This window comes from Brevibacterium sp. FAM 27836, assembly GCF_051351055.1.
Classification (GTDB): domain Bacteria; phylum Actinomycetota; class Actinomycetes; order Actinomycetales; family Brevibacteriaceae; genus Brevibacterium.
This window is the reverse complement of record NZ_CP195711.1, coordinates 2849494-2869863: the sequence shown is the minus strand read 5'-3', so window position 1 is coordinate 2869863 and position 20370 is coordinate 2849494. Positions and strand designations below refer to the sequence as shown.

Below are 20370 nucleotides of genomic sequence, written 5' to 3'. Positions count from 1 at the left end.
GAAGGCGAACATTCCCGGACACCTGCGCGCCACTTTCCGTTCTCTTCTCACTTCTACGATCGTTCGGACGTGCCAGCAGCCCACCCGGGCCGGCACCCTGACCACCCGGGCCGCCGCCCGAACACCGCGGAGGGGTCAGGTCCGCCCGTCCCCTCCGGCTCGCGAAAGGACCACATGCCCCCACCAGTCGTCAGCGTCGTCATCGCGGCGAAGGATGCCGAGGACACCCTCGGTGGAACTCTTCAAAGCCTGGTCAACCAAGACTTCGCCGCCAACGAACTCGAGGTCATCGTCGTCAACGACGGTTCGACCGATGACACTGCCGGGGTGATCGGCGAGTATGCCGATCGGCTCAATCTCGTCGACATCCACAACCCGGAATCACGTGGGGTCTCCACCGCCCGCAACATCGCCCTCGAGGCCTCGACCGGACGCACCATCACCTACCTCGACGCCGACGACTGGTACGCCCCCGGTCACCTGCGTTCGCTCACCGACGCGATCACCGGACTCGGCGTGGATTTCGTGAAGACGAACTACCTCATCGTCAACGGCTTCAATCGGAAGCTGCGGCGGGCACCGTGTGCCAAGCACAACACGGCACTGGACCCGCGCGACCACATCCTGCCGCATGACGCCTCGACGATGGTCGACTTCCCCGAATGCTGGACCGGCATCTACTCCCGGTCCATGGCCGTCCGCGGGCTGCTCGACTTCAGCCCGGACCTGCGCACCTGCGAGGACCGCCCCTGGACGTGGCGCCACCACCTCGAAGCCGATTCCTTCGCCGTCGTCGACACGGCGGGTCTGTGCTATCGGAAGGGCAGCACCACCTCGTTGACGGCGATCTTCGACGAGCGTCAGCTCGACTTCATCCCCGCCTTCCGTTCGGTCTTCGCGATGCTCGAAGCCAGACCGGAGTTCCGCCGCTTCGAGCACAAAGCCGTGCGCAACTTCCTGTCCATCCTCTACTTCCAGATCGTCAACCGCGGCTCGTCGATGTCACGGGAGGTGCGCGAGAAGCTCAATCTCGGCGCGGTGCACACGCTCAAGACCATCGGCGACGACGTCATCGACCTCGCGCTGACGAATTACGGCGAACGCCGGCTGCCCGTGATCGACCCGATCGTCAGGAGGGCCCGCTGATGACCCAGATCATCGAGATCTCCACCCAGTACCAGCTCGCGAACCTGTCCGCTCTCATCCGCGCGGGCCGCCTCGGTGATCCGCAGCGGCGCCGGATCCTCGTCGTGGCGAACAATTCCGTCGCTCCCGAGCTCACCCCGGCTGCCGATGCCATGCCCGGGTCGGCGGGGCTGCTGAGTGACTTCGACCTCGTCGTCGATTGGAACGCCACGATCTGGCCGAACCATCCGAAGGCCTTCGGCATCTCCGGAGAACGCGCCCCGATCATGGAGCGTGCTCTGCGCCGGGAGTGGGACATCGCCGAGGCAGAACCGCTCGAACTCATCGTCGAATCCCTGCCCAGCCACCCGGCCGGCGCTCTCACGCAGATCTTCGCCACCGCCGATATCAGCGTCCACTCCGACGGACTGATGAGCTACGGTCCGATCCGCAATCCGCTCACCCTGCCGCAGTGGCAGCGGCTGCGGGCGATCTGCTACACGGATCTGCTGCCGGGCATCACTCCCCGTCAGCTGGCCGAACACGAACCCGAGCGGGTGGTGCTGCCGGCAGCGGACCTCGCCAAGGTCATCGAAGACATGACCGCCGAGGTGGCCGATGACTTGGCCAGCGCCCGCCTCGATGCGCCGATCGAGTCCAGTGCCCTCGTGCTCGGGCAGTACCTCGCGCAGCTCGACCTCATCACGGCGGAGGAAGAACTCGATCTGCACCTGCAGATGCTCGACGTGGTCAAAGACGCCGGCTTGAGCACGGTGGTCTTCAAGCCCCACCCCACCTCGGCGCGGACGACGATCGGACCGCTGCGGCGGCGCAGTGAGGAACTCGGACTCGATTTCGCCCTCGCCGATGTTCCGCTGCTCGCCGAGATCGTCGTCTCCGCCACTCGCCCCGAACTCGTCGTCTCCTGCTTCTCGACCGGGCTGGCGACCGCGAAGGGACTCTACGGCTGTGCGACCGCGGCCGTCGGCACCACGGAGCTCTTGGCCGCACTCGCGCCGTATCAGAACAGCAACCGCATCCCGCTGACGATCATCGATGCCCTCCACTCGGGCAGGTATGCCCTCCCGGGCACCCTCGCCGAGGCGGGGGCCGGGTCAGGTGCGCCCGCCGGGTCAGGGGCGCACGCTGGGTCAGGGGCGCCCGCCGGGTCAGGTGCGCCGCGTGACCTCAATCCGCTCATCGATGCCGTCACGTACTGCATGCAGTCGAAGTCCGCCTCGTATCTGCGGCAGAAGGCGATCGACTTCCTCGACGGTGCGGTCGGCGGACCGGATATGAAGTACTTCAAGCGCAAACGACTGACCGCGCTCGATCTGCCCGGGCGGCTGGAGATGCCCCGGCATCGGAAGACGCTCAGCGCTGCCAAACAGCGACTGATCTCGCAGGCGAAACGCACACAGCACGTGCTCAAGGACTACGGCATCACCGTCGATACATCGAAGCTGAGGAAGAATGGCTGAGCTGCTCATGGCTGAGAATACTGCGACGAACCCGAAGAAGACCCAGAAGGCTGTCGAGAAGACTGTCGAGACGACAGCGGAGAATACTGCCGAGAAGAAGGGCACCGGGCTCGCCTCGGTCGCCTTCGTCGAATCCCCTCTGCAGTTCCTCTCCGCTCTCGAATCCCACGAGCCGACCGAGGATCTGCTCATCCGAGCGCGGGCGAGCGCGAAGGGGATGACTTCCTTCCTCGACGCCTTCGACACCGACTGGCTGCCGAAGAACGTCCGCGTCGAACGTGACGGGGCGAAGCCGAAACTGCTGCGCAAGACGCACTTCGATCGGATCTACCTCGGCGATGCCTGCTCCGGTCAGGTGCACAAAGCCTTGGCGCTTGCGTATCTGGAGCGTCGCATGCCCGAGGTCGTCATCCTCGACGACGGTCTGGCCACGTATTCGACGATCGAGATCCTCACCGCCAAGCGCGGTCCCCTCGTCCGGCCGCGGCAGAAGCTCAAGGCCTCCCGCACGGTCATGGCCGCGCACGTCGCCGACCGGCTGCGAGGTCTGGCGACGGTGGGCAAGCTGCGTTGGCATACCGCGCTGCCGGTGGCGAAGCCGTTGCGCACAGCGTTCCTCAAGGTCGGCGGCGAGATCACCCGCCACAAGTTCGAACACCTCCAGACCCTGCCTACCGGCGGCAGTCACCCGCGCGACAACCCGGTCATCGGTTCGTCACTGGCCGCCGATGGGCTCATCGACGCGATGGCCTACCGGGCGTGGGTCGGTGACATCATCGACGCCCACGGGTCGATCACCTACTACCCGCACCGGCGTGAGACCGAGGAGTTCCTCGCCGATCTCGCCCGCGATGATCGGGTGCGGATCAAGAATCTCGGTCTCCCGATCGAGCTGCGGCTGATCAACCTGCCGCCGGATTCGACGATCCGCAGCCTGCCTTCGACCGCTGCGGTGTCCCTGGCGGTGCTCAATCCGGAGGTCACCATCGACGTCACCGAGATCCCCGCGAAGTGGTGGACCGGGGCCTCGCCCGATAGTCTGCGACAGTCCCTCAACGCCCAATCGGTCAAGGCTGATGACGATTCCTGAACCAGTGGATCCCTACTTCAGCGGGCCTGTCCTGCCTCCTCGCCGATCACAGGGCTCCGAGCCGATCCGCATCCTCTCGGTCTCCGACAGCGAGTCCTATCTCAAGTGGGCGACCCAGCTGCTGTCGACCCTTCCGGATGTCGAGGGCCGAGTCTTCCTCATCGACAGTCCGATCCTGCCGACCGACGAACAGATCGCCAGCGCCGTCGCCGGCACCGATTGGCAGCACCGTGAGATCCCCGTCATCTCCCGCACCGACCTCGCCCAGATCATCGCCGACCACTCCCCCGACATCGTCCTCGGCGCCGCCACCGGACCGATCGTCGCCCAGGTCTTCCTCACCGCGCACACCCGCGCCGACCGCCCCGCGCTCGTGTCCGGTCTGCCCGGGATGGGCCTGCCGGCCAGCCGCAAGGGGATGAATTATCGCCGGCTCATAGATGCCTTCATCGCCCATTCGACCGCCGAGGTGGCCGCGTACACCGAGGCCAGCACCGCTGCGCAGGTGCCCTGTGAGGTCCTGCTGGCCCGCCTGCCGATGTTGCGATCGACCTCGGTTCCGCAGGTGAGAGACTCAGCGAGGATCCCGCAGTCTCTGATCTTCGCACCGCAGGCGAAGGTCCCGCAGTCGGCGGAGGATCGCACCGCGATCGTCGCGGCCCTCACGGATTTCGCTCACCGCCATCCCGAGTCCAGGACCGTCATCAAGCTGCGCTCCCGTCCCGGCGAGTTCGAGACCCATCACGAGCAGCACTCCTACGTTGAGATCCTCGATGAGCTTCGCGAACAGGGCCGGCCCGGTGCCGATCGCGTCGAGTTCGGGTTCGGGCCCCTCGATGAGTTCCTCGTCCCCGGGGCCGGACTGGTCACCGTCTCCTCGACCGCGGCACTCGAATCCATCGATCGCGGCATCCCCACCCTGCTGATCTCGGACTTCGGTTTCAGCGCCGAGCTGCTCAACGAGGTCTTCGCCGACTCCGACGCCACCGGCACCCTCGCCGAGGTGGCCGCCGGGTCGATCGGGTTCCCCTCCCCTGAATGGCTGGTCCGCAACTACTTCCATCCCGTCACCGGTGCCCTGCGGCGTCACCTGGGGCTGCTCGCACTGCGGGCCCGGACCGGGCAGCTGCCGAACCGCCGATCGGCGGTGCTCAGGCAGAAGCGTGTGCTCATCCGTGCCGAGCTGCGGACCGTGACCCCGGCCCCTCTCGTACGCACCTACCGCAGGCTGCGCTACCAGCGCTGAGGCTCTCCCCAGCTCGGGCTGACCGCCGAGAAACTGCCTGGCTGCCGAGAAACGGGTGCAGGCCGCCGTGACTCGACGCTCCTCCCGTTTTTCGGTGGTGCTGCTGCGGAACTCAATCCCGGTCGTCGGGGACTCGGCTCGGCTCCTCCAAGGGCACGACCACCTCGGTGTCGGGGGCTTCGTCCTTGAAGACCCAGGTGCGGTAGGCGTAGAAGCGGAAGAGCATAGCCAGGCCGATGCCGATGACGTTCGTGGAGAGGTTGTAGGTCAGCTGATCGCGCATGTCGAGCAGGTACCAGGTGACACCGAGCGGGATGACCGAGATGACCATGCCAGCGAGGTTGACGGCGACGAAGAGGACGATCCCGCGCACGTTCGACGGGGTCTGTCGGTCCCCGTAGGTCCAGAGTTTGTTGCCGATCCACACGACGATCATGGCCAGAATCGTCGAGATGATCTTCGACTTGATCGGACTGCCCTCGAGCAGGGCGGGGATCGGACCGATGCCATAGGCCAGCAGGTTCGACAGCCCCACATCGACGATATAGCCGAACCCGCCGACGGTGAGGAACTTGAAGGCTTCCACCGCGAGGCGTCGAAGGCGGGCCGATGCAGACTCTTTCATGACTGCCCCCAGTCTATGCGGCGAAGTTCTGCACTCTCTGCAAGCCAAGCCGGGCGGCGTGGCCGCACACTCAGGGCCGCACGCGCAGGGCCGCACACGTCTGGCCGTGCCAGAGCGCGTGCGCGGCCCCAGTGCCTCACCTGCCGTTTCCTACTTCACGTATTTGGGGAAGTCGGCCGGCTCGCCGGGTTGGGCCGCTTCACTCATGTCGATGCCGTAGTCGCGAGCGAATTTGAGCTCCGTGCCGGTGTAGATGCCCTCGTCACGCTCGTCCAGGGTGAAGACTCGGGCTCCGCGCAGTCGATTCCTGTCTGCTCCTTCGAGACCGTAGGGCGCGAAACCGGTCGCCGGGGAATAGCCGAGCTCGATGCCGTAGTAGCTGCCGGTGTAGCTGTTGATGTGATCGTGGCCGACGTAGAGACCGCGGATGTCCCCGCGATGGAGCATCGCGTTGAACATTCCGGAGTTGAAGGGACCGGGACACTCATCTTCGTTGCGTTCCCCGACGTTCGAATGCTTCTTCTTCGCGCGCTCGTGGTCTGCGTCGCTGCGGGAGTCGATGCTCGCGAACCACATCGCCCGGTGCTCGTGAAGCGCGATGTGCTGGAACACCAGCCCGGGCACCGCGGCTCCGCGGCGCTTCTCGAGCTCGCGGGAGGTCTGCGCATACCATTCGACTTGATCGAAGCGCAGCCAGTCCCAGTCCGGGTAGCCTTCGAAGTCCTGGCCGGCGATCTCATCAGGTGCATAGCGACCGGAATCGAGCAGCCAGACGGCGAAGGCGTCCTTCTTTCCCTGCCCCGAGGCGATGGTGATCACCTGGTTCGACGTCCCGGTGACATCGGCACCGTGGGCGTTGAGATTGTGCCGATACTGGCCGATGAAACGGATCATGTCCTGTTCATCGAATCCGGTTTCACCTGTGCTGTCCTCGTCATGGTTGCCGAAGGTCAGCGCCCAGGGGATGCCACGCTCTTCCATCGGCAACACGACGTTGTTGATAGCCTGCTTGACCTCGTGGACACTGCTCGGTCCCCCGTCGATGACGTCGCCGTTGATGACGACGAAGTCCGGCTGCACATCATCGAGTACGGCTTCCTGAAGCTCGATGGTGCGCCGATCGGTGCGATGAGAGTCCTGCGTGTCGTTGAACTGCACGATCGTGAAGCGACCGTATTGCGGGAACTCGAGCTCACCACGCACGATCCCCGCACCTTTCCCCTGCCCATTCCCGTTGCCGCCCCCGGGCTTCGCGACGGCCTCGCCGGCCCCCGTCACGGCCATTCCGGCGCCCAGTGCCGAGGCACCCGCGGCCTTGAGCATGCCGCGTCGGTTCCATGCTGCCGGTCCCCGGCGAGCATCGGCCGCCCCTGAACCGCGCCCGATTGCATCTCGATTCATATCGCCGGTGCCGTTGTCTGCCATGTCCAGGGACTCTCCTTGCTCGATTCGATTTCACCGGCGGCCGCCGGTCACGAGAACACAACCTAGGCAGTCGTTATGGCCTCAAGGTGAATTGTCCGTGACCGAAACATGAGGAGGTCGCCGACGTGAAGTGACTGTGCTGTCCGACGGCGTGACTGCGCTGCTTCGCGGTGCGCCCGCGCCGCGCCGCCACATCGCCAGTGCGAGCACCACGGCCGCGCTCACCGCCAAGGCCGGCCAGAAGGTGTACCGGAAATGGTTGGCCGGGACGATCGGGAAATACCCGAAGATGTAGCACAGCGCCGAGGAGGCCAATGCCGTGATCTCGGGCCAAAACGTGCGTGGCGCCTCGGCCGACCCGTGGCCGAACACAGATCTTCCGAGCGCAGACTGCGCCGCAGCTGTTCCCCGCGCCGATATCACGGCAGAGCCCCCGTGTGCCCGCTTCCGTGCCCGGCCTGCGAGGCCGAGCAGGATGACGGCGACGAGGGTCCAGAACCAGGGGGTGAACAGCATCGGGAACGTGCCCAAAGCGAAGTCCTCGACATAGGGGCGGACGATGAAATCGGCCTTGGGGTCCCCCTGCTCGATGCCGGCCCGTGTCGCTGCATAGTGCCACTCGTCGGGCCAGTATTCGACGCCGGAGTTGAAGAAGTAATAGGAGAACACGGCTGCGCGATATTCGGCATAGCGCAGCGGGTGGGTGATCACATGGTCGAGCCACAGTTGTCTGAGCGCATCCTGGTGGGCGATCGGTGAGAAGTCCTCTCCGCTCTCCCCCTTGCCGAAGCAGTTCCAGTACGAATCCCAGATCTCACCCTTCGCCCAGCACTTCTCACGAGCCATACTGATGTGGTCGGTGAGCTCGGGCGGGGCATCGGAGGCTTTGAGTTCAGCGTCGGGGACGGAGAACATCACGTCATCGAGGAAGATCTGGGAGATCTGCCCGGTCTTCTCAACACCCACCTGCGAAGCGATCGTCGCGTCGGTGACCTTGACGCCCGCGCCGATGAGGACGAGCACGACCAGCGAGATCACTGCGGTGAGCAGGACCGGACGCTTCGCCGCCCGTCCTCGACGTCTCCGCCACCGACTGCCCAGGCAGTACGCGCCGTAGACGACGATGGGGACGACGGCGAAGATCGCGTTCTTCCGCACTGCGACTGCATAGACGAGCAGGACCAGCGCCGGCAGCCACACCGGCCAGGCCTTGGGCACGAAGCGGGTGATGGCGACGAGCAGAACAGCCAGCAGCAGTGCCACAGCCATCTGCGTGTCCTTCCACAGGGTCATCATCTGCGAGATGACCCAGGGCGTGAACATGATGGCCGGCCCCAGCAGCGACACCCACCTCGGCGCACCCGAACGATGGACGAACACCCCGACCAGCCAGGAGGCGATGGCCAGCATTCCGACCTGGAGCACGAGCAGGCTTCCCGCCTCACCGGTGATCCCCATGAGACCCCGCCACAGCACGCCCATCACAGGCGGGTGCCAATCGGTGAAGGGATGCTTCCCGGTGGCCTGCAGGTACTGCTCGACGATGTCGACGTTGGCGCGGCCCGGATAGTACAGCCGAAGGAACACCAGTGACCAGGCCAAGGTGAGCAGCGCCAGCAGTACGTCCCACATGAGAGCTGGGGCGCGCGCCGTGCGCCGAGGTGCTCGGGAGACGCCGGTGCCGATACCCCCGGCGGTCAGGAGGAGGCGAGGGGCCCGCTGTTTCGGATCGCTCATGAAGCCAATCGCGTCCGCACCTGCTCGGCGAGCCCATCGTCGCCGTCCACCGGCAGCCCCGGCGTCCGTCGCTGGCCGACGGCAGACCCGCTGACGGCAGGCAGGCTGAGGTAGACCAAGCGTGAGGTCTCCCGTCTCGCCCGGCGCAGCCCGTCCAAGGTCAGCCCGACACTGCCGAGCAGGAAGGCCAGGCCCATGAGCGCGGTGGCGAGGATCGCGGTGGGGAACCGCGGCACCAGTCCGGTCTGCCAGAACTCCCACACCACGGGCAGACCGAACACGAGCGAGACGGCCGCGAGCAGCACGGTGAGCGTGCCGTAGAACAGACGCGGTCGTTCGTGCCGGACCAGCGCCGAGATGAGCCCGAGGATGCGCAGCCCGTCCTTGACGGTTGAGAGTTTCGACTCGCTTCCGTCGGGTCGGTCCCGGAAGTCGACGGCCACCTCGGTGGTGGGAAGGCGCAGAGACATCGTGTGCACGGTCAGCTCGGTCTCGATCTCGAACCGGCGGCTGATCGCGGGGAACGACTTGACGAAACGCCGGGAGAACACGCGGTAGCCCGAGAGCATATCGGACACCTGCGAACCGAACAGCCATCCGGTGAGTCGGTTGAACATCTTGTTCCCGGCCTCATGTCCGGGCCGGTAGGACGTGGTCTCCTGGTTGTCCTGGCGGACCCCGAGCACGTGGTCGTAGGGCCCGGTGATGAGGGTTTCGATCATCTCGGGCAGGTGGGCCGCCTCGTAGGTGTCGTCGCCGTCGATCATCACATAGATGTCAGCGTCGATGTCGGCGAAGGCCCGCCGGACGACGTTGCCTTTGCCCGGGGTGTTCTCTCGGCGCACGATGGCTCCTGCCGCGGCGGCGTGCTGCGCGGTCCGATCGCTCGAGCAGTTGTCGTAGACGTAGACCGTGATCCCCGGGACGGCGGCTCTGAGGTCGCCGACGACCTTGGCGACGGTGATCTCCTCGTTGCGGCAGGGAACGATCGCCGCTATTCTCACCGGTTCTGCGTGCATCTCCTGCCCCCTTGAGGTGTGGGCGCTCCGGTCGTGGTGTGGTCTCTCGGGTCGAGTCCGGCCCGGGGCGCAGATGAGTCGATTCCACTGGTTTACGCCTCGGACATGGACTGCGGGTTACGGGACGGGAAATAGCAATGCACCCTCCCCTGAGCATGCGCAGAAAGCGTGGATCCGCGTGCCGGCGGGCGCGGCCCGAAGAGTATGCGCTTGGTCACGAACTCCCGGTTATGCGTCCTTTTGTGACATCTTCCTGTGAGCTCTGCGTCGTTCCTTGTCATCCTGAATCGTCGGCCTTACTGGACCGTAGGTCGACCCATCCCCATTTTTCGCTGTCCACCACCGTGCGCGGCGACCGTCAACCACACGAGGAGGCGCCTGTGATCGAACTGCGCGCACTGCGGAAGGTGTTCGGAGACACCGTCGCCCTGGAGGAGATCGACCTCTCGGTCCCTGCCGGAGAGATCCACGGCATCGTCGGGCGCTCCGGCGCCGGCAAATCCACCCTCATCCGCTGCCTGACCGGACTCGAATCCCCCACCTCCGGCACCGTGTCGATCGACGGTGCCGACATCACCGACCAGACGGGACCGAGCCTGCGCGAGGCGCGCCGCAGCATCGGCATGGTCTTCCAGCACGTCAACCTCCTCGACTCGCGCACTGCGCTCAAGAACGTCGCCCACCCGCTGCAGATCGCCGGTGCGCCCAAAGCCGAACGGCTGGCCAAGGCCAGTGAGCTGCTCGAGATCGTCGGCCTCGGCGACCGCGCCGACAACTACCCTGCCCAACTCTCCGGAGGACAGAAGCAGCGCGTGGGCATCGCCCGGGCGCTGGCGGCCGAACCGAAGGTGCTGCTGTGCGATGAACCCACCTCGGCGCTGGATTCGTCGACCACGGAGCAGATCCTCACCCTCATCCGCTCCCTGCGCGACCGGCTGGGCATCACCGTCCTCATCATCACCCACGAGATGTCCGTCATCCGCGAGATCTGCGACTCCGTGACGCTGCTGGCCGACGGCAAAGTGGCGAAGACCGGGAAACTCGCCGAGGTGATCGCTGAGCCCGGTTCGGCCCTGGCGAAGGATCTCGTCCCCCTCCCACCGGTCGGCATCGACGATGGAGCCAGCCGCCTCGTCGAGGTGTCCCTGGCCGGCACCGACCTGCCCACCGTGCTCACCGCCGCGCAGAAGGCCGGAGTCAGCGCCGAGGCGATCCTCGCCGGAGCCGTCGAGACGATCGAAGGCCGCCAGATCGGGCGGCTGCGCTTCACGGTGGCTTCGGCCGACCAGTCGACGGGCCTGATCAGCGCGCTGAAGGCCGATGGAATCTACGCGGAGGAGGCTGCCTGATGAATGACCCCATGTGGTTCGACAACCCCGCGATCACGGATCAGATGTGGCCGGCGACCATCGAGACCCTGCTCATGACCGCCTGGTCGACCGGACTCGCCGTCCTCTTCGGCCTGCCCCTGGGCATCTGGCTGTTCACCGCCTCGAAGGGCGGACTGAACTCGAACCAGTTCGTCTACCGGGTGCTGTCGTTCATCGTCGACGTCACCCGCTCGATCCCCTTCATCATCCTCATCATCGCGCTCATCCCCTTCGCCCGCTTCGTCGTCGGTTCGGCACTGGGGTGGCAGGCGACCGTCGTGTCACTGACCATCGGTGCGATCCCCTTCTATGCCCGGCTGGTCGAGAACTCGCTGCGTGAGGTCTCGGAAGGAAAGGTCGAGGCGGCACTGATGATGGGCGCCTCGAACCGGCAGGTGGTCCGTCAGGTCTACGTCCCCGAGGCGAAACCCGGTCTCATCGGAGCCGCCACGGTCACCTCGGTGACTCTGGTGTCCTACACCGCCATGGCCGGCGCCGTAGGCGGCGGCGGACTCGGTGCGCTCGCGATCTCCTACGGCTACAACCGCTACCAGGGAGACACGATGATCGCCTGCATCATCGTCCTCGTCCTCATCGTCACGCTCATCCAAGTCATCGGCGATCGTCTGGCCCGCGCGGTCGACCACCGCTGAGCCGCCTCGGCGCGGGATGTCTCCCACAGCAGACCGCGGCCTCCCCTGAACCACTGACTTCAACCCACACCACACATCAAGGAGAATCATGAAGACCAAGCTCATCGCGATCGCAGCGAGTGCGACCCTGCTGCTCTCGGGCTGCGGCCTCGTCGGCGGCGGCACCGATTCCGTCGGCGAGAAGGACGGCGACCTCACGAAGCTCACAGTCGGTGCCACACCGGTCCCGCAGGGCGATATCCTCAAGTTCGTCGACGAGAACCTCGCCGAGGATGCCGGCCTCGACATCGAGGTCACCGAGTACACGGACTACACACTGCCGAACAAGGCCCTGTCCGACGGCGACATCGACGCGAACTACTTCCAGCACAAGCCCTACCTCGATTCCGAAGTCGAGGGCCAGGGCTACGAACTCACCGGCTTCGAACCCATCAACCTCGAGCCCTTCGCCCTGTTCTCGAAGGACATCAAGGACGTCAAGGACATCCCGAAGAACGCGAAGATCGGCATCAACAACGACCCGTCCAACCAGGGCCGGGCGCTGAAGATGCTCGAGGACGCGAAGCTCATCACCATCAAGGACGGAGTCGACGCGATCGACGCGAAGCTCTCCGACGTCGAAGACAACCCGAAGAACGTGAAGTTCGTCGAGGCCGATGCCGCTCAGCTGGCCCGCACCCTCGAAGACGTCGACGCCTCGGTCATCAACGGCAACAACGCCCTCGAGGCGGGACTGAGCCCGGCCAAGGACGGAATCCTGCTCGAGGAGGCCGAGGACAACCCCTACGGCAACTTCCTCGCCGTGCGCACCGAGAACAAGGACGACGAGAACATCAAGAAGCTCGACGAGCTCCTCCACTCCCCCGAGGTGAAGAAGTTCATCGAGAAGAACTGGTCCGACGGCTCCGTCCTCCCCAGCTTCTGACCCCAATTGCTACGTGACGGCGGCCCAGCAACCTCGCGCGAGGTTGCTGGGCCGCCGTCAGGTAGTAAGGGGAGGGGGTGAGGGGTCCTTATACTCGTCACTATGCCTCAGCACTCCCCCGTCACCGTGTCGATTACTCGCACCGTCGATCCCGACAACCACCGCCGGTTCAACGCCTGGGTGCAGGCGGGCCAGGAGCTGGCTCGGGAACGCGAAGGCTATCTGGGATCCGGATGGGTGCGCACCTCCCCGGACTCGCACGAATGGCATCTGCTCTACCGGTTCGCCGATGAGAAGTCACTGCGCGCCTGGGACGAGTCCGAGGACCGCCGCTGGTGGATCGAAAGCGCGGCAGAACTCGTCGAGATCACCCGAGTCGAGCATCGCACCGGCATCGAAGGATGGTTCGAACCGCAGGGCGAGGAGACGATCACGATCCCGGAGACGGTCGTGCCGCCGCGCTGGAAGCAGGCCGTGAGCATCTTCCTGCCGTTCTTCCCGCTCAGCCTGCTCTCAACATTCCTCCTACTGCCCCACCTGCAGAGCTGGCCGACGGTTCTGGCCGTGCTGCTCAACATCTGCATCCTCACACCGCTGATGACCTACATCTTCCTGCCGATGAGCACGCGGCTGCTGCGACCTTGGCTGCAGCGCCCGCGCCGCAGGTAGCCGCCTCGACAACGTTCGCCGAGGCGGCCCCACACCACACGGCCGCGGCCCCTACCGTCCGCCGAAGCCCTCAGAACAGTCCGGTGATGTTCCCGTCCTCGTTGACGTCGATCGTCAGCGCCGAGGGCTTTCGCGGCAGTCCGGGCATCGTCATGATGTCTCCGGCGATGACGACGACGAACCCGGCGCCGGCCGACAGCCGCACGTCCTTGACCTCGATGATGTGACCGGTCGGGGCCCCGCGCAGGCTGCCGTCCGTGCTCAGCGAGTACTGGGTCTTCGCGATGCAGATCGGTGCCTCGCCGTACCCTTCGTCGGTGAACTGCTTGAGCTTGCGTTTGACCTTGGGCGGCAGGTCGACATCGGCTGCCTGGTAGATCCGCTGCGCGATGGTCCGGATCTTCTCTTCGAGAGGCTGGTCGAGGTCGTAGCTGAACCGTGCCCGGGAGGCAGGATCGACCGCGGGCGCTTCGGCATCCCCGGAGTCCGTTCCCGCGACGAAGACCGAACCGTCATCGACTGCCGGACCGGCATCACCGGCACCCGCCCCGGCAGCAGCCTCGACGACGGCTTCGGCGAGCGCCAGCGCACCCTTGCCGCCATCGGCCCAATGCGTCGATTCGACCGCGGCCACCCCGAGCTCGCGCAGGTGCGCGATCGCCGCGGTCATCTCCTCGTCGGTGTCCGTGGGGAACCGGTTGAAGCACACGACCGGGGTCAGTCCGTAGATCTCGCGCAGGTTCCTGCAGTGCAGTTCGAGGTTGCTCATCCCGCCGAGGACCGCGTCGACGTCGGTGTCGTTGACGTCCTTTACGTCGACACCGCCGTGGTACTTCAGTGCCCGCAGCGTCGCGACGACGACCACGGCCGAGGGCCAGATGCCCGCGGTCCGACACTTGATGTCGAGGAACTTCTCGGCCCCGAGGTCGGCACCGAATCCGGCCTCCGTGACGACCCAGTCGCCGAGAGTCAGGCCCGCCTTCGTCGCGAGCAGGCTGTTGCAGCCGTGAGCGATGTTCGCGAAAGGTCCGCCGTGGATGAACGCCGGTGAGTGCTCGAGAGACTGGACCAGATTCGGTGCCAGGGCGTTGCGCAGCAGCGCGGTCATCGCCCCGGCCGCGCCGATGTCGGCCACGGTGATGGGTTCGCGGGCGCGACTGTGGGCGAGCACGATGCGCCCGAGGCGCTCCTTGAGGTCCGTCAACGAGGTGGACAGGCAGAATACGGCCATGACCTCGCTGGCGACGACGATGTCGAAGGCGTCCTCGCGGGGAACGCCTCCGTTGATGCCGCCGAGGCCGACGACGACTCCGCGCAGCGCCCGGTCGTTGAGATCGACAACGCGACGGATGTGGATGCGCCGCGGATCAACATCGAGGTCATTGCCGAAGTGGATGTGATTGTCCAGCATGGTCGCTGCGAGGTTGTTCGCTGCGGCGATGGCCGCGAAGTCGCCGGTGAAATGGAGGTTGATGTCCTCCATCGGCACGACCTGAGCATACCCACCGCCGGCCGCTCCGCCCTTCATTCCGAAGACCGGGCCCATGCTCGGTTCGCGCAGCGCGAGCACGGCCTTGCCGACCTCAGGTCGGCTGCGGGCGAGTTCGTTGAGGCCGTCGGCCAAGCCGATGCTCGTCGTGGTCTTTCCTTCACCGGCTGGGGTCGGGCTCATGGCAGTGACAAGGATGAGCCTGCCGTCCGAGGCGTCCGCTGCTGCGGCGTCGAGGACGTCGATCGGCACCTTCGCCTTCGTCCAGCCGTAGGGAATGATGTCCTTCATGTCGAGGCCGAGCCCAGCGGCGACGTCGACGATGGGATCGAGCTCGGCGCTGAGCGCAATATCCATATCTGTGGTCATAAGGCCATCATGCCGCTTTTCCGAGATTTTGTGACCATCACCGACCCGAGAATTCGCGCAATGTGCACTGAGTTCCGCCCACCGCAACAATCCCTCGCCGAGGCGGCCGTCCGTTACACCCCTCCCTGCTCATCCTGCATACTCCGAGCATTCCGGACACCGTGTCATGAGATCGTGCCGGCAACCGCGGACGTGGAGGAGGAACTTCTCCGCTGAGTCCAGTGAGGTCCGCTGCGCACGAATCGCCGACAGCCGAGCTGCGATCACCTCCGCACGTCCCGCTTCACCGCGGTGCAGAATCGCCCGGATCTCGGCGAGGCTCATGCCCACGCTCTGACACGACAGCACGATCCGGCACCGGCTCAGGTGTTCGGCCGAATAGTCACGGTGCCCGCTCGTGGTCCGGTCAGGCACGACGACACGTTCGTCTTCCCAGTGTCTGAGCACATGCGCGGCCATTCCCAAATGCGCGGCCGCATCCCCGATCTTCATGACTCCATGATGACACCTTGACTTCAGGTTGACCTGAAGTTCTACTGTCTCTTCATGAGCAACCCGGAAATCCGCACCATCACCGACCGCATCACCTTGAGCGACGGTAGTGAGGTCGCCACCACAACCGTCGAACCGGCAATCGACGGGGGCCAGGACGGTCAACGCAAGGGCCGCTTCGGCGAGGTCATCATCTGCCACGGAACCCCATGGTCAGCCGGGATGTGGCTGCCTCTCGCCCGCAAGCTCGCCCGGCATGGTCGCGTCCGCCTGTGGGACATGCCCGGCTACGGCGAGTCGATTCCCGATCTTTCGGATACGTCGGCACAGCCGACGGACAATCCCATCGCCGAGGCGGCCCACGCCGTTGATCTCATCACGCAACGACGCCGCCTGGCCGAGCTCATCGACCACTGGGAAGTATCGATTCCCCACGTCATCGCCCATGACATCGGCGGCGCTGTGGCGCTCGGTGCGCACCTGCTTGAGGAATGCGATTTCGCGTCGCTGTATCTGCTCGACATCGTCACTCTCGACCCGTGGGGTTCTCCCTTCTTCCGCCTCGTTGCTGAGAACGAAGGGGTCTTCGCAGCCCTCCCTCCCCGACTCCACCGTGCATTGGTCCGCGAGTACATCGCGGGGGCGGCGGCCACGACTGCCGATGAGTCTCCGTCGAGTGAAGACCGATTGAGTCTCAGCGAGGAATGGATCGGTGCACTCGCCGCACCATGGTGCACCGACGCAGGTCAGGCAGCTTTCTACCGGCAGGTCGCCGCGCTGCGTCCCGAGCACACGGCGCCCATCGTCGACCGCCTCGGCGAGGTGCGCTGTCCGGTCCGCATCGGGTGGGGTGAGGACGACCCGTGGATTCCAGTCGAACAGGCGAATCAGCTGGCCCGCCTATTGCCGGACTCCTCCGGCACGCATTTCCCTGGTGTCGGACACCTAGTGCCTGTCGAAGCGCCCTCAGCCACGGCGGCAGAGCTCAGCGCCTGGCTTGACGCCCAACCTGCCGCCGGCTGCTCCCGCACTGCGATAAACTGACCGGTGAGGCGCTGACCTCTGCGTCGTCGACGACAGGTTCGTCGCAGAATCGGCGTCTGCCCCCAAGCAATCCGACCACCCTCACGGAGCTGGCCACAGTGTTCACACACATCTTTCTCAACGGAACTGTCGGCGTCGGAAAATCGACGACAGCGGACGAGATCGCCGTCATTCTGGCTGAGGCCGGAGTGCCGCACGCTGTGATCGATCTCGATGGCCTGCGCCGCAGTTGGCCCTGCAACGATCGCGACCCCTTCAACCACGAGATCGAAATGCAGAATCTGTCAGCTGTCGCGTCCAACTATCGGGCAGCCGGAGCCGAAGTGCTCGTGCTCGCAGGCGTGCTCGAGGACAGAGATGAGATCCCCAGGTACCGAGCAGCCTGCGGTGGTGGCCCCATGGCCGTCTGCCGGATCACCGCTGATGAAGCCGCTGGAGAAGCACGACTGCGTGGACGCCACCACGCTTCGGATGACGAATTGAAATGGCACCTGGCGCGGTTCAAAGAGCTTTCGTCGATCATCGACGAGGCCGGCGCCTTCGACGCGGTCTTCGACTCTACCCAGAGGAAGGTGCGAGACGTCGCAGTCGATGTCATCAGGTACTCGAATCCAGACCTGCTGGAGCGCCTTGACGCACCGGAGGACTAGTCGAGGTCTGTGCGCTGCGACTCCCGGCGCGTGAGTTGCGTCTCCGATGAGCGCCGTCCGTCCACGTGAGAAGGATCGGCACGGGGCGGCGAGGTCGAAGAACCCGCCCGGAACCGTTCGGGAACATCTCCGGCACCCGTGGCAAGGTCGGCGGCAAATTCGCCGAGCAGCGGCGCGAATTTCGCCCCGTGCCCTGAACAGGCCGAGACGACGACGAGTCCGTCGACCTCGTCGATGACGAAGTCCTCGTTCGGTGTGTTCGTGAACAGGCACGTGGTCTCTGCGTACGGTTCCGGAATGAGTCCCGGCAGATTCCGCTTCGCATAGTCGATCATCCGGGTCCGCATCTCCTCGGTGATCTGTCCGTCCTGGTCAAGCGCCGAACCGATCACCTTCCCACCGTTGAACTGTGCGAACTTCTGCCCCGCGAAACCGGCATCCCGCCCGCCGGGCAGCCCGTAGGTGAACATCTCACCGGATTTGTGGATGAACGTCGGCCAGGGTGTGCTCGGCCGTCCGTCCGCACCGGCATCGCGGTAGGGCATATGGAAGGCCTGCTCCTGCCGCACTTCGAATCTCGGCAATGCATCAAGGAACGTTTGCGGAAGACCAAGATCGGCGAGGAGGTCGGGCAGCCAGCCGCCAGCGGCGACGATGACGCGGTCGCCCTCGACGGATTCCCCCATCGCCGAGGTGGCACGGAAGTCGCCCGCGGATCCTCGGGCCACCTCGGTGACCGTCCAATCCGTGAGGATCCGCGCCCGCCCGGTGTTCACCGCACGGTCGAGCATGGTTGTCACCGTGGTCTCGGCGTCGATGACCCCGGCGTCAGGGTGCCACAGAACCTCGGTGTCGAAGACGAACTGCGGCCACCGTTCGGTGGCACGTGCCGGTTCGAGGACCTCGTGTTCGACTCCGACCTCCTCGAAGATCGCGGCAAGCAGTTCCGTGTGACGGGCGTCGCCGAAGTCGACGGCGCCGGTGCGAGTGATCAGCTCGGTCCCCGATTTCGCCTCGAGGTCGTCCCACAGTTCGCGGGCGCGCACAACGAGTTCGGTGTACAGGCGATCCGGATAGGCGTACCGGAAGATGCGGGCCGAACCGTGGGAGCTGCCACGGTCGTTGGCCGGAGTGTGGCGTTCGAGCACGGTGACGTCTTCGCCGCGCGCGGTCAGGGAATACGCGGCTGCGGCACCGGCCAACCCTGCTCCGATGACGATGTGGTGGGGCATGACAGTTCTCCAGTTGAGTGGGTGAAAGCGGCCGGTCTCCTATTCTTCCGCTTACTGCAGTTGGAGGTCGGTCACGCAGGTGGGTCCGTCGCTCTTCGTCGAGAATTCGGTCGCACCGGTCTTGCCTTCGGCGGTGACCTCGATGGTGCCGCTGATGTCGGACGGCACCCAGAAACCGACGAATCCGTTGTCGAAGGTCGTCGTCGACTCGTCGACCAGCGCTTCTCCAGTCTCAGAATCGGTGATCACCACGTCCACGTCCTCTCCGCTCATCTCGCCGAGGCAGGTGGTGAGGCTGTGGTAGAAGCAGTCGTGCGTCTCATCGACGAACGGGGCGATGGACACGTAGGTCTTGCCCTGCGGCAGGGCCATCGTCGCTTCCTGCTGACCGTCGGTGAGAACGAGTCCGTCGGGCTGCACCGAGGCCATGAGATCGGTGGGGCGCTCGCTGACCGGCAAGCGGTCGAGTCGGTCGATGACTTCTACCGCATCCATATCGGCGAGGTCGTGGGCGGCGAGCAGCTCCTCGCTCGATCCGGTTGCTGGGCTCTCGTCTGAACTTGTCGCCGAATCATCGCTTGGTCCGCCCGGCCCCTCGCCGACATCCGGCGCCGAGCATCCGGCCAGCGCCCAGGAAAGCGCGACGACGCCGATGATGATTCGCTTCATTCCCAACATGTTTCCCCACGTCATCACGGGTGCCAATTGGGCTGACCTATTCCTGCTCGGGCAGCATCCCGGCGGCTTCGACGGCGCTGCGGACGATCTCCTCGAGACCGAATTCGGCTTTCCAGCTCAGCAACGCCGAGATCCGGGAGACGTCGGCGACCAGGGCCGGCGGGTCACCGGCACGACGCTCGCCCATCTCGGGGACGATGTCACGATCGGTCACCTCGGCGACGGTGTCGATGACCTCCTTCACCGAGGCTCCTGTTCCGGTGCCGACGTTGAACACGGTCTCCGTGGTGCCGCCGGCCTTCATGTAGTCCAGTGCCGCGATGTGTGCTTCGGCGAGGTCCTTGACGTGGACGTAGTCACGGATGCAGGTGCCGTCGGGGGTGTCATAGTCATCGCCGAAGATGATCGGAGCCTTGCCGTCGGCCAGACGGCCGAGCACGATCGGGATGAGGTTCATGACCGCGGTGTCGGCGAGCTCAGCCCAACCGGCCCCTGCGACGTTGAAGTAGCGGAGTTTGACGGCATTGAACGTCTGCCCGCGCATCTGCGAAGAGGTGATCTGGTTGTCGATCATCCATTCGCCGATGAGCTTCGTCTGCCCGTAGGGGTTGATCGGCCTGCAGTCGAGGTCTTCACCGACCATGTCGACGTCGGGCATGCCGTAGGTCGCGGCCGAGGAGGAGAAGACGAGCGACTTGATGCCGGTGGCTTCGACGGCGGCGAGGATATTCGTCAGTGCACCGATGTTCTGCCGGTAGTACATGACCGGCTCTTCAACGGATTCCCCGACCTGCTTCTTGGCGGCGAAGTGGATGACGGAATCCACCTGGTGTTCTCTGATCGCCGCGACGAGGCGGTCCTCGGCATCGGGGGCAGCGAGGTCGAGGTCGACGACGGGCAGACCGTCGACCCGGGCCGCGAGTCCGGTGGAGAAGTCGTCGACGACGAGGACGTCGTCACCGCGTTCGGTGAGCAAACGCACCACATGCGAACCGATATATCCTGCTCCGCCGGTGACCAGAACTGCCATGGGCCGATCTCTCCTTCTCAC

At 65.4% G+C, this 20370-nt stretch carries 19 protein-coding genes; 10 read left to right on the top strand and 9 right to left on the bottom strand.

Going from position 1 to position 20370, the window contains the following annotated elements; translation table 11 throughout:
* Positions 1–174 precede the first annotated feature (174 nt).
* Genes ACSE4D_RS12860 through ACSE4D_RS12845 form a run of 4 tightly spaced genes read left to right on the top strand, consistent with a single transcriptional unit; the run spans position 175 to position 4942 of the window.
* A complete protein-coding gene (locus ACSE4D_RS12860) occupies positions 175–1146 on the top strand; it encodes a glycosyltransferase family 2 protein (protein ID WP_436326069.1) in 972 nt (323 codons plus the stop codon).
* Positions 1146–2606: a polysialyltransferase family glycosyltransferase gene (locus tag ACSE4D_RS12855; RefSeq protein ID WP_436326068.1), complete on the top strand. Its 1461-nt coding sequence runs from the start codon at positions 1146–1148 to the stop codon at positions 2604–2606. The genes ACSE4D_RS12860 and ACSE4D_RS12855 overlap by 1 nt, the downstream gene beginning before the upstream one ends.
* Complete coding sequence (locus tag ACSE4D_RS12850) at positions 2599–3696, top strand: hypothetical protein (RefSeq protein ID WP_436326067.1); 1098 nt, start codon at positions 2599–2601, stop codon at positions 3694–3696. Before ACSE4D_RS12855 ends, ACSE4D_RS12850 begins: the two co-directional genes overlap by 8 nt.
* Positions 3683–4942: a DUF6716 putative glycosyltransferase gene (locus ACSE4D_RS12845; protein ID WP_436326066.1), complete on the top strand. Its 1260-nt coding sequence runs from the start codon at positions 3683–3685 to the stop codon at positions 4940–4942. The genes ACSE4D_RS12850 and ACSE4D_RS12845 overlap by 14 nt, the downstream gene beginning before the upstream one ends.
* Positions 4943–5054: 112 nt before the next feature.
* Here the strand turns inward: ACSE4D_RS12845 and ACSE4D_RS12840 are convergent, their stop codons facing one another.
* From ACSE4D_RS12840 to ACSE4D_RS12825, 4 genes are all read right to left on the bottom strand, one after another.
* A complete protein-coding gene (locus ACSE4D_RS12840) occupies positions 5055–5567 on the bottom strand; it encodes a GtrA family protein (RefSeq protein WP_135540363.1) in 513 nt (170 codons plus the stop codon).
* 150 nt (positions 5568–5717) lie between these two features.
* Positions 5718–6992 (bottom strand): metallophosphoesterase, encoded by a 1275-nt coding sequence (locus ACSE4D_RS12835; protein ID WP_436326065.1) that lies wholly within the window; start codon positions 6990–6992, stop codon positions 5718–5720.
* An 81-nt stretch (positions 6993–7073) separates the two neighbouring features.
* Positions 7074–8729, bottom strand: a complete 1656-nt coding sequence (locus tag ACSE4D_RS12830) for a hypothetical protein (protein ID WP_436326064.1) — start codon at positions 8727–8729, stop codon at positions 7074–7076.
* A complete protein-coding gene (locus tag ACSE4D_RS12825; protein ID WP_436326063.1) occupies positions 8726–9748 on the bottom strand; it encodes a glycosyltransferase in 1023 nt (340 codons plus the stop codon). The genes ACSE4D_RS12830 and ACSE4D_RS12825 overlap by 4 nt, the downstream gene beginning before the upstream one ends.
* 380 nt (positions 9749–10128) lie before the next feature.
* On the opposite strand from ACSE4D_RS12825, the gene ACSE4D_RS12820 reads away from it, so the two are divergent.
* The 4 genes from ACSE4D_RS12820 (at position 10129) to ACSE4D_RS12805 (ending at position 13365) form a co-directional block, all read left to right on the top strand.
* Complete coding sequence (locus ACSE4D_RS12820; protein ID WP_436326062.1) at positions 10129–11097, top strand: methionine ABC transporter ATP-binding protein; 969 nt, start codon at positions 10129–10131, stop codon at positions 11095–11097.
* Positions 11097–11771 (top strand): methionine ABC transporter permease, encoded by a 675-nt coding sequence (locus tag ACSE4D_RS12815; RefSeq protein ID WP_135540370.1) that lies wholly within the window; start codon positions 11097–11099, stop codon positions 11769–11771. The genes ACSE4D_RS12820 and ACSE4D_RS12815 overlap by 1 nt, the downstream gene beginning before the upstream one ends.
* Before the next feature lie 88 nt (positions 11772–11859).
* Positions 11860–12696: a MetQ/NlpA family ABC transporter substrate-binding protein gene (locus ACSE4D_RS12810; RefSeq protein ID WP_135540372.1), complete on the top strand. Its 837-nt coding sequence runs from the start codon at positions 11860–11862 to the stop codon at positions 12694–12696.
* Between the two features lie 102 nt (positions 12697–12798).
* A complete protein-coding gene (locus ACSE4D_RS12805) occupies positions 12799–13365 on the top strand; it encodes an antibiotic biosynthesis monooxygenase (RefSeq protein WP_135540374.1) in 567 nt (188 codons plus the stop codon).
* 70 nt (positions 13366–13435) lie between these two features.
* Here the strand turns inward: ACSE4D_RS12805 and ACSE4D_RS12800 are convergent, their stop codons facing one another.
* The gene (locus tag ACSE4D_RS12800; RefSeq protein WP_135540376.1) at positions 13436–15223 is read right to left on the bottom strand and encodes a formate--tetrahydrofolate ligase; all 1788 of its coding nucleotides are present in this window, start codon (positions 15221–15223) and stop codon (positions 13436–13438) included.
* A gap of 129 nt (positions 15224–15352) precedes the next feature.
* Complete coding sequence (locus ACSE4D_RS12795) at positions 15353–15715, bottom strand: MerR family transcriptional regulator (RefSeq protein ID WP_135540378.1); 363 nt, start codon at positions 15713–15715, stop codon at positions 15353–15355.
* Between the two features lie 54 nt (positions 15716–15769).
* Here ACSE4D_RS12795 and ACSE4D_RS12790 point away from each other — a divergent pair, with 54 nt between their 5' ends.
* Positions 15770–16759 carry an alpha/beta fold hydrolase gene (locus tag ACSE4D_RS12790; RefSeq protein ID WP_436326061.1) on the top strand — a complete coding sequence of 330 codons (990 nt, stop codon included), beginning with the start codon at positions 15770–15772 and terminating at the stop codon, positions 16757–16759.
* 98 nt (positions 16760–16857) lie between these two features.
* Positions 16858–17409, top strand: a complete 552-nt coding sequence (locus tag ACSE4D_RS12785) for an AAA family ATPase (RefSeq protein WP_425120338.1) — start codon at positions 16858–16860, stop codon at positions 17407–17409.
* Here the strand turns inward: ACSE4D_RS12785 and ACSE4D_RS12780 are convergent.
* The 3 genes from ACSE4D_RS12780 to galE are packed head-to-tail and all read right to left on the bottom strand — an operon-like array spanning position 17406 to position 20349.
* A complete protein-coding gene (locus ACSE4D_RS12780; RefSeq protein ID WP_436326060.1) occupies positions 17406–18641 on the bottom strand; it encodes an FAD-dependent oxidoreductase in 1236 nt (411 codons plus the stop codon). The genes ACSE4D_RS12785 and ACSE4D_RS12780 overlap by 4 nt on opposite strands.
* A 51-nt stretch (positions 18642–18692) precedes the next feature.
* Entirely contained in the window at positions 18693–19310 is a 618-nt protein-coding gene (locus tag ACSE4D_RS12775; protein WP_436326059.1) for a CueP family metal-binding protein, read from the bottom strand.
* Between the two features lie 46 nt (positions 19311–19356).
* The gene (gene galE, locus ACSE4D_RS12770; protein WP_436326058.1) at positions 19357–20349 is read right to left on the bottom strand and encodes a UDP-glucose 4-epimerase GalE; all 993 of its coding nucleotides are present in this window, start codon (positions 20347–20349) and stop codon (positions 19357–19359) included.
* Positions 20350–20370 lie beyond the last annotated feature (21 nt).

Excerpts from the sequence above, each read along its gene's own strand:
- ACSE4D_RS12840 (WP_135540363.1), bottom strand. The coding sequence starts at position 5,567 with ATGAAAGAGTCTGCATCGGCCCGCCTTCGACGCCTCGCGGTGGAAGCC.
- ACSE4D_RS12830 (WP_436326064.1), bottom strand. The coding sequence starts at position 8,729 with ATGAGCGATCCGAAACAGCGGGCCCCTCGCCTCCTCCTGACCGCCGGG.
- ACSE4D_RS12800 (WP_135540376.1), bottom strand. The coding sequence starts at position 15,223 with ATGACCACAGATATGGATATTGCGCTCAGCGCCGAGCTCGATCCCATC.
- ACSE4D_RS12835 (WP_436326065.1), bottom strand. The coding sequence starts at position 6,992 with ATGGCAGACAACGGCACCGGCGATATGAATCGAGATGCAATCGGGCGC.
- ACSE4D_RS12805 (WP_135540374.1), top strand. The coding sequence starts at position 12,799 with ATGCCTCAGCACTCCCCCGTCACCGTGTCGATTACTCGCACCGTCGAT.
- ACSE4D_RS12850 (WP_436326067.1), top strand. The coding sequence starts at position 2,599 with ATGGCTGAGCTGCTCATGGCTGAGAATACTGCGACGAACCCGAAGAAG.
- ACSE4D_RS12825 (WP_436326063.1), bottom strand. The coding sequence starts at position 9,748 with ATGCACGCAGAACCGGTGAGAATAGCGGCGATCGTTCCCTGCCGCAAC.
- ACSE4D_RS12775 (WP_436326059.1), bottom strand. The coding sequence starts at position 19,310 with ATGAAGCGAATCATCATCGGCGTCGTCGCGCTTTCCTGGGCGCTGGCC.
- ACSE4D_RS12795 (WP_135540378.1), bottom strand. The coding sequence starts at position 15,715 with ATGAAGATCGGGGATGCGGCCGCGCATTTGGGAATGGCCGCGCATGTG.
- ACSE4D_RS12860 (WP_436326069.1), top strand. The coding sequence starts at position 175 with ATGCCCCCACCAGTCGTCAGCGTCGTCATCGCGGCGAAGGATGCCGAG.
- ACSE4D_RS12790 (WP_436326061.1), top strand. The coding sequence starts at position 15,770 with ATGAGCAACCCGGAAATCCGCACCATCACCGACCGCATCACCTTGAGC.
- ACSE4D_RS12810 (WP_135540372.1), top strand. The coding sequence starts at position 11,860 with ATGAAGACCAAGCTCATCGCGATCGCAGCGAGTGCGACCCTGCTGCTC.
- ACSE4D_RS12845 (WP_436326066.1), top strand. The coding sequence starts at position 3,683 with ATGACGATTCCTGAACCAGTGGATCCCTACTTCAGCGGGCCTGTCCTG.
- ACSE4D_RS12815 (WP_135540370.1), top strand. The coding sequence starts at position 11,097 with ATGAATGACCCCATGTGGTTCGACAACCCCGCGATCACGGATCAGATG.
- ACSE4D_RS12855 (WP_436326068.1), top strand. The coding sequence starts at position 1,146 with ATGACCCAGATCATCGAGATCTCCACCCAGTACCAGCTCGCGAACCTG.
- galE (WP_436326058.1), bottom strand. The coding sequence starts at position 20,349 with ATGGCAGTTCTGGTCACCGGCGGAGCAGGATATATCGGTTCGCATGTG.
- ACSE4D_RS12780 (WP_436326060.1), bottom strand. The coding sequence starts at position 18,641 with ATGCCCCACCACATCGTCATCGGAGCAGGGTTGGCCGGTGCCGCAGCC.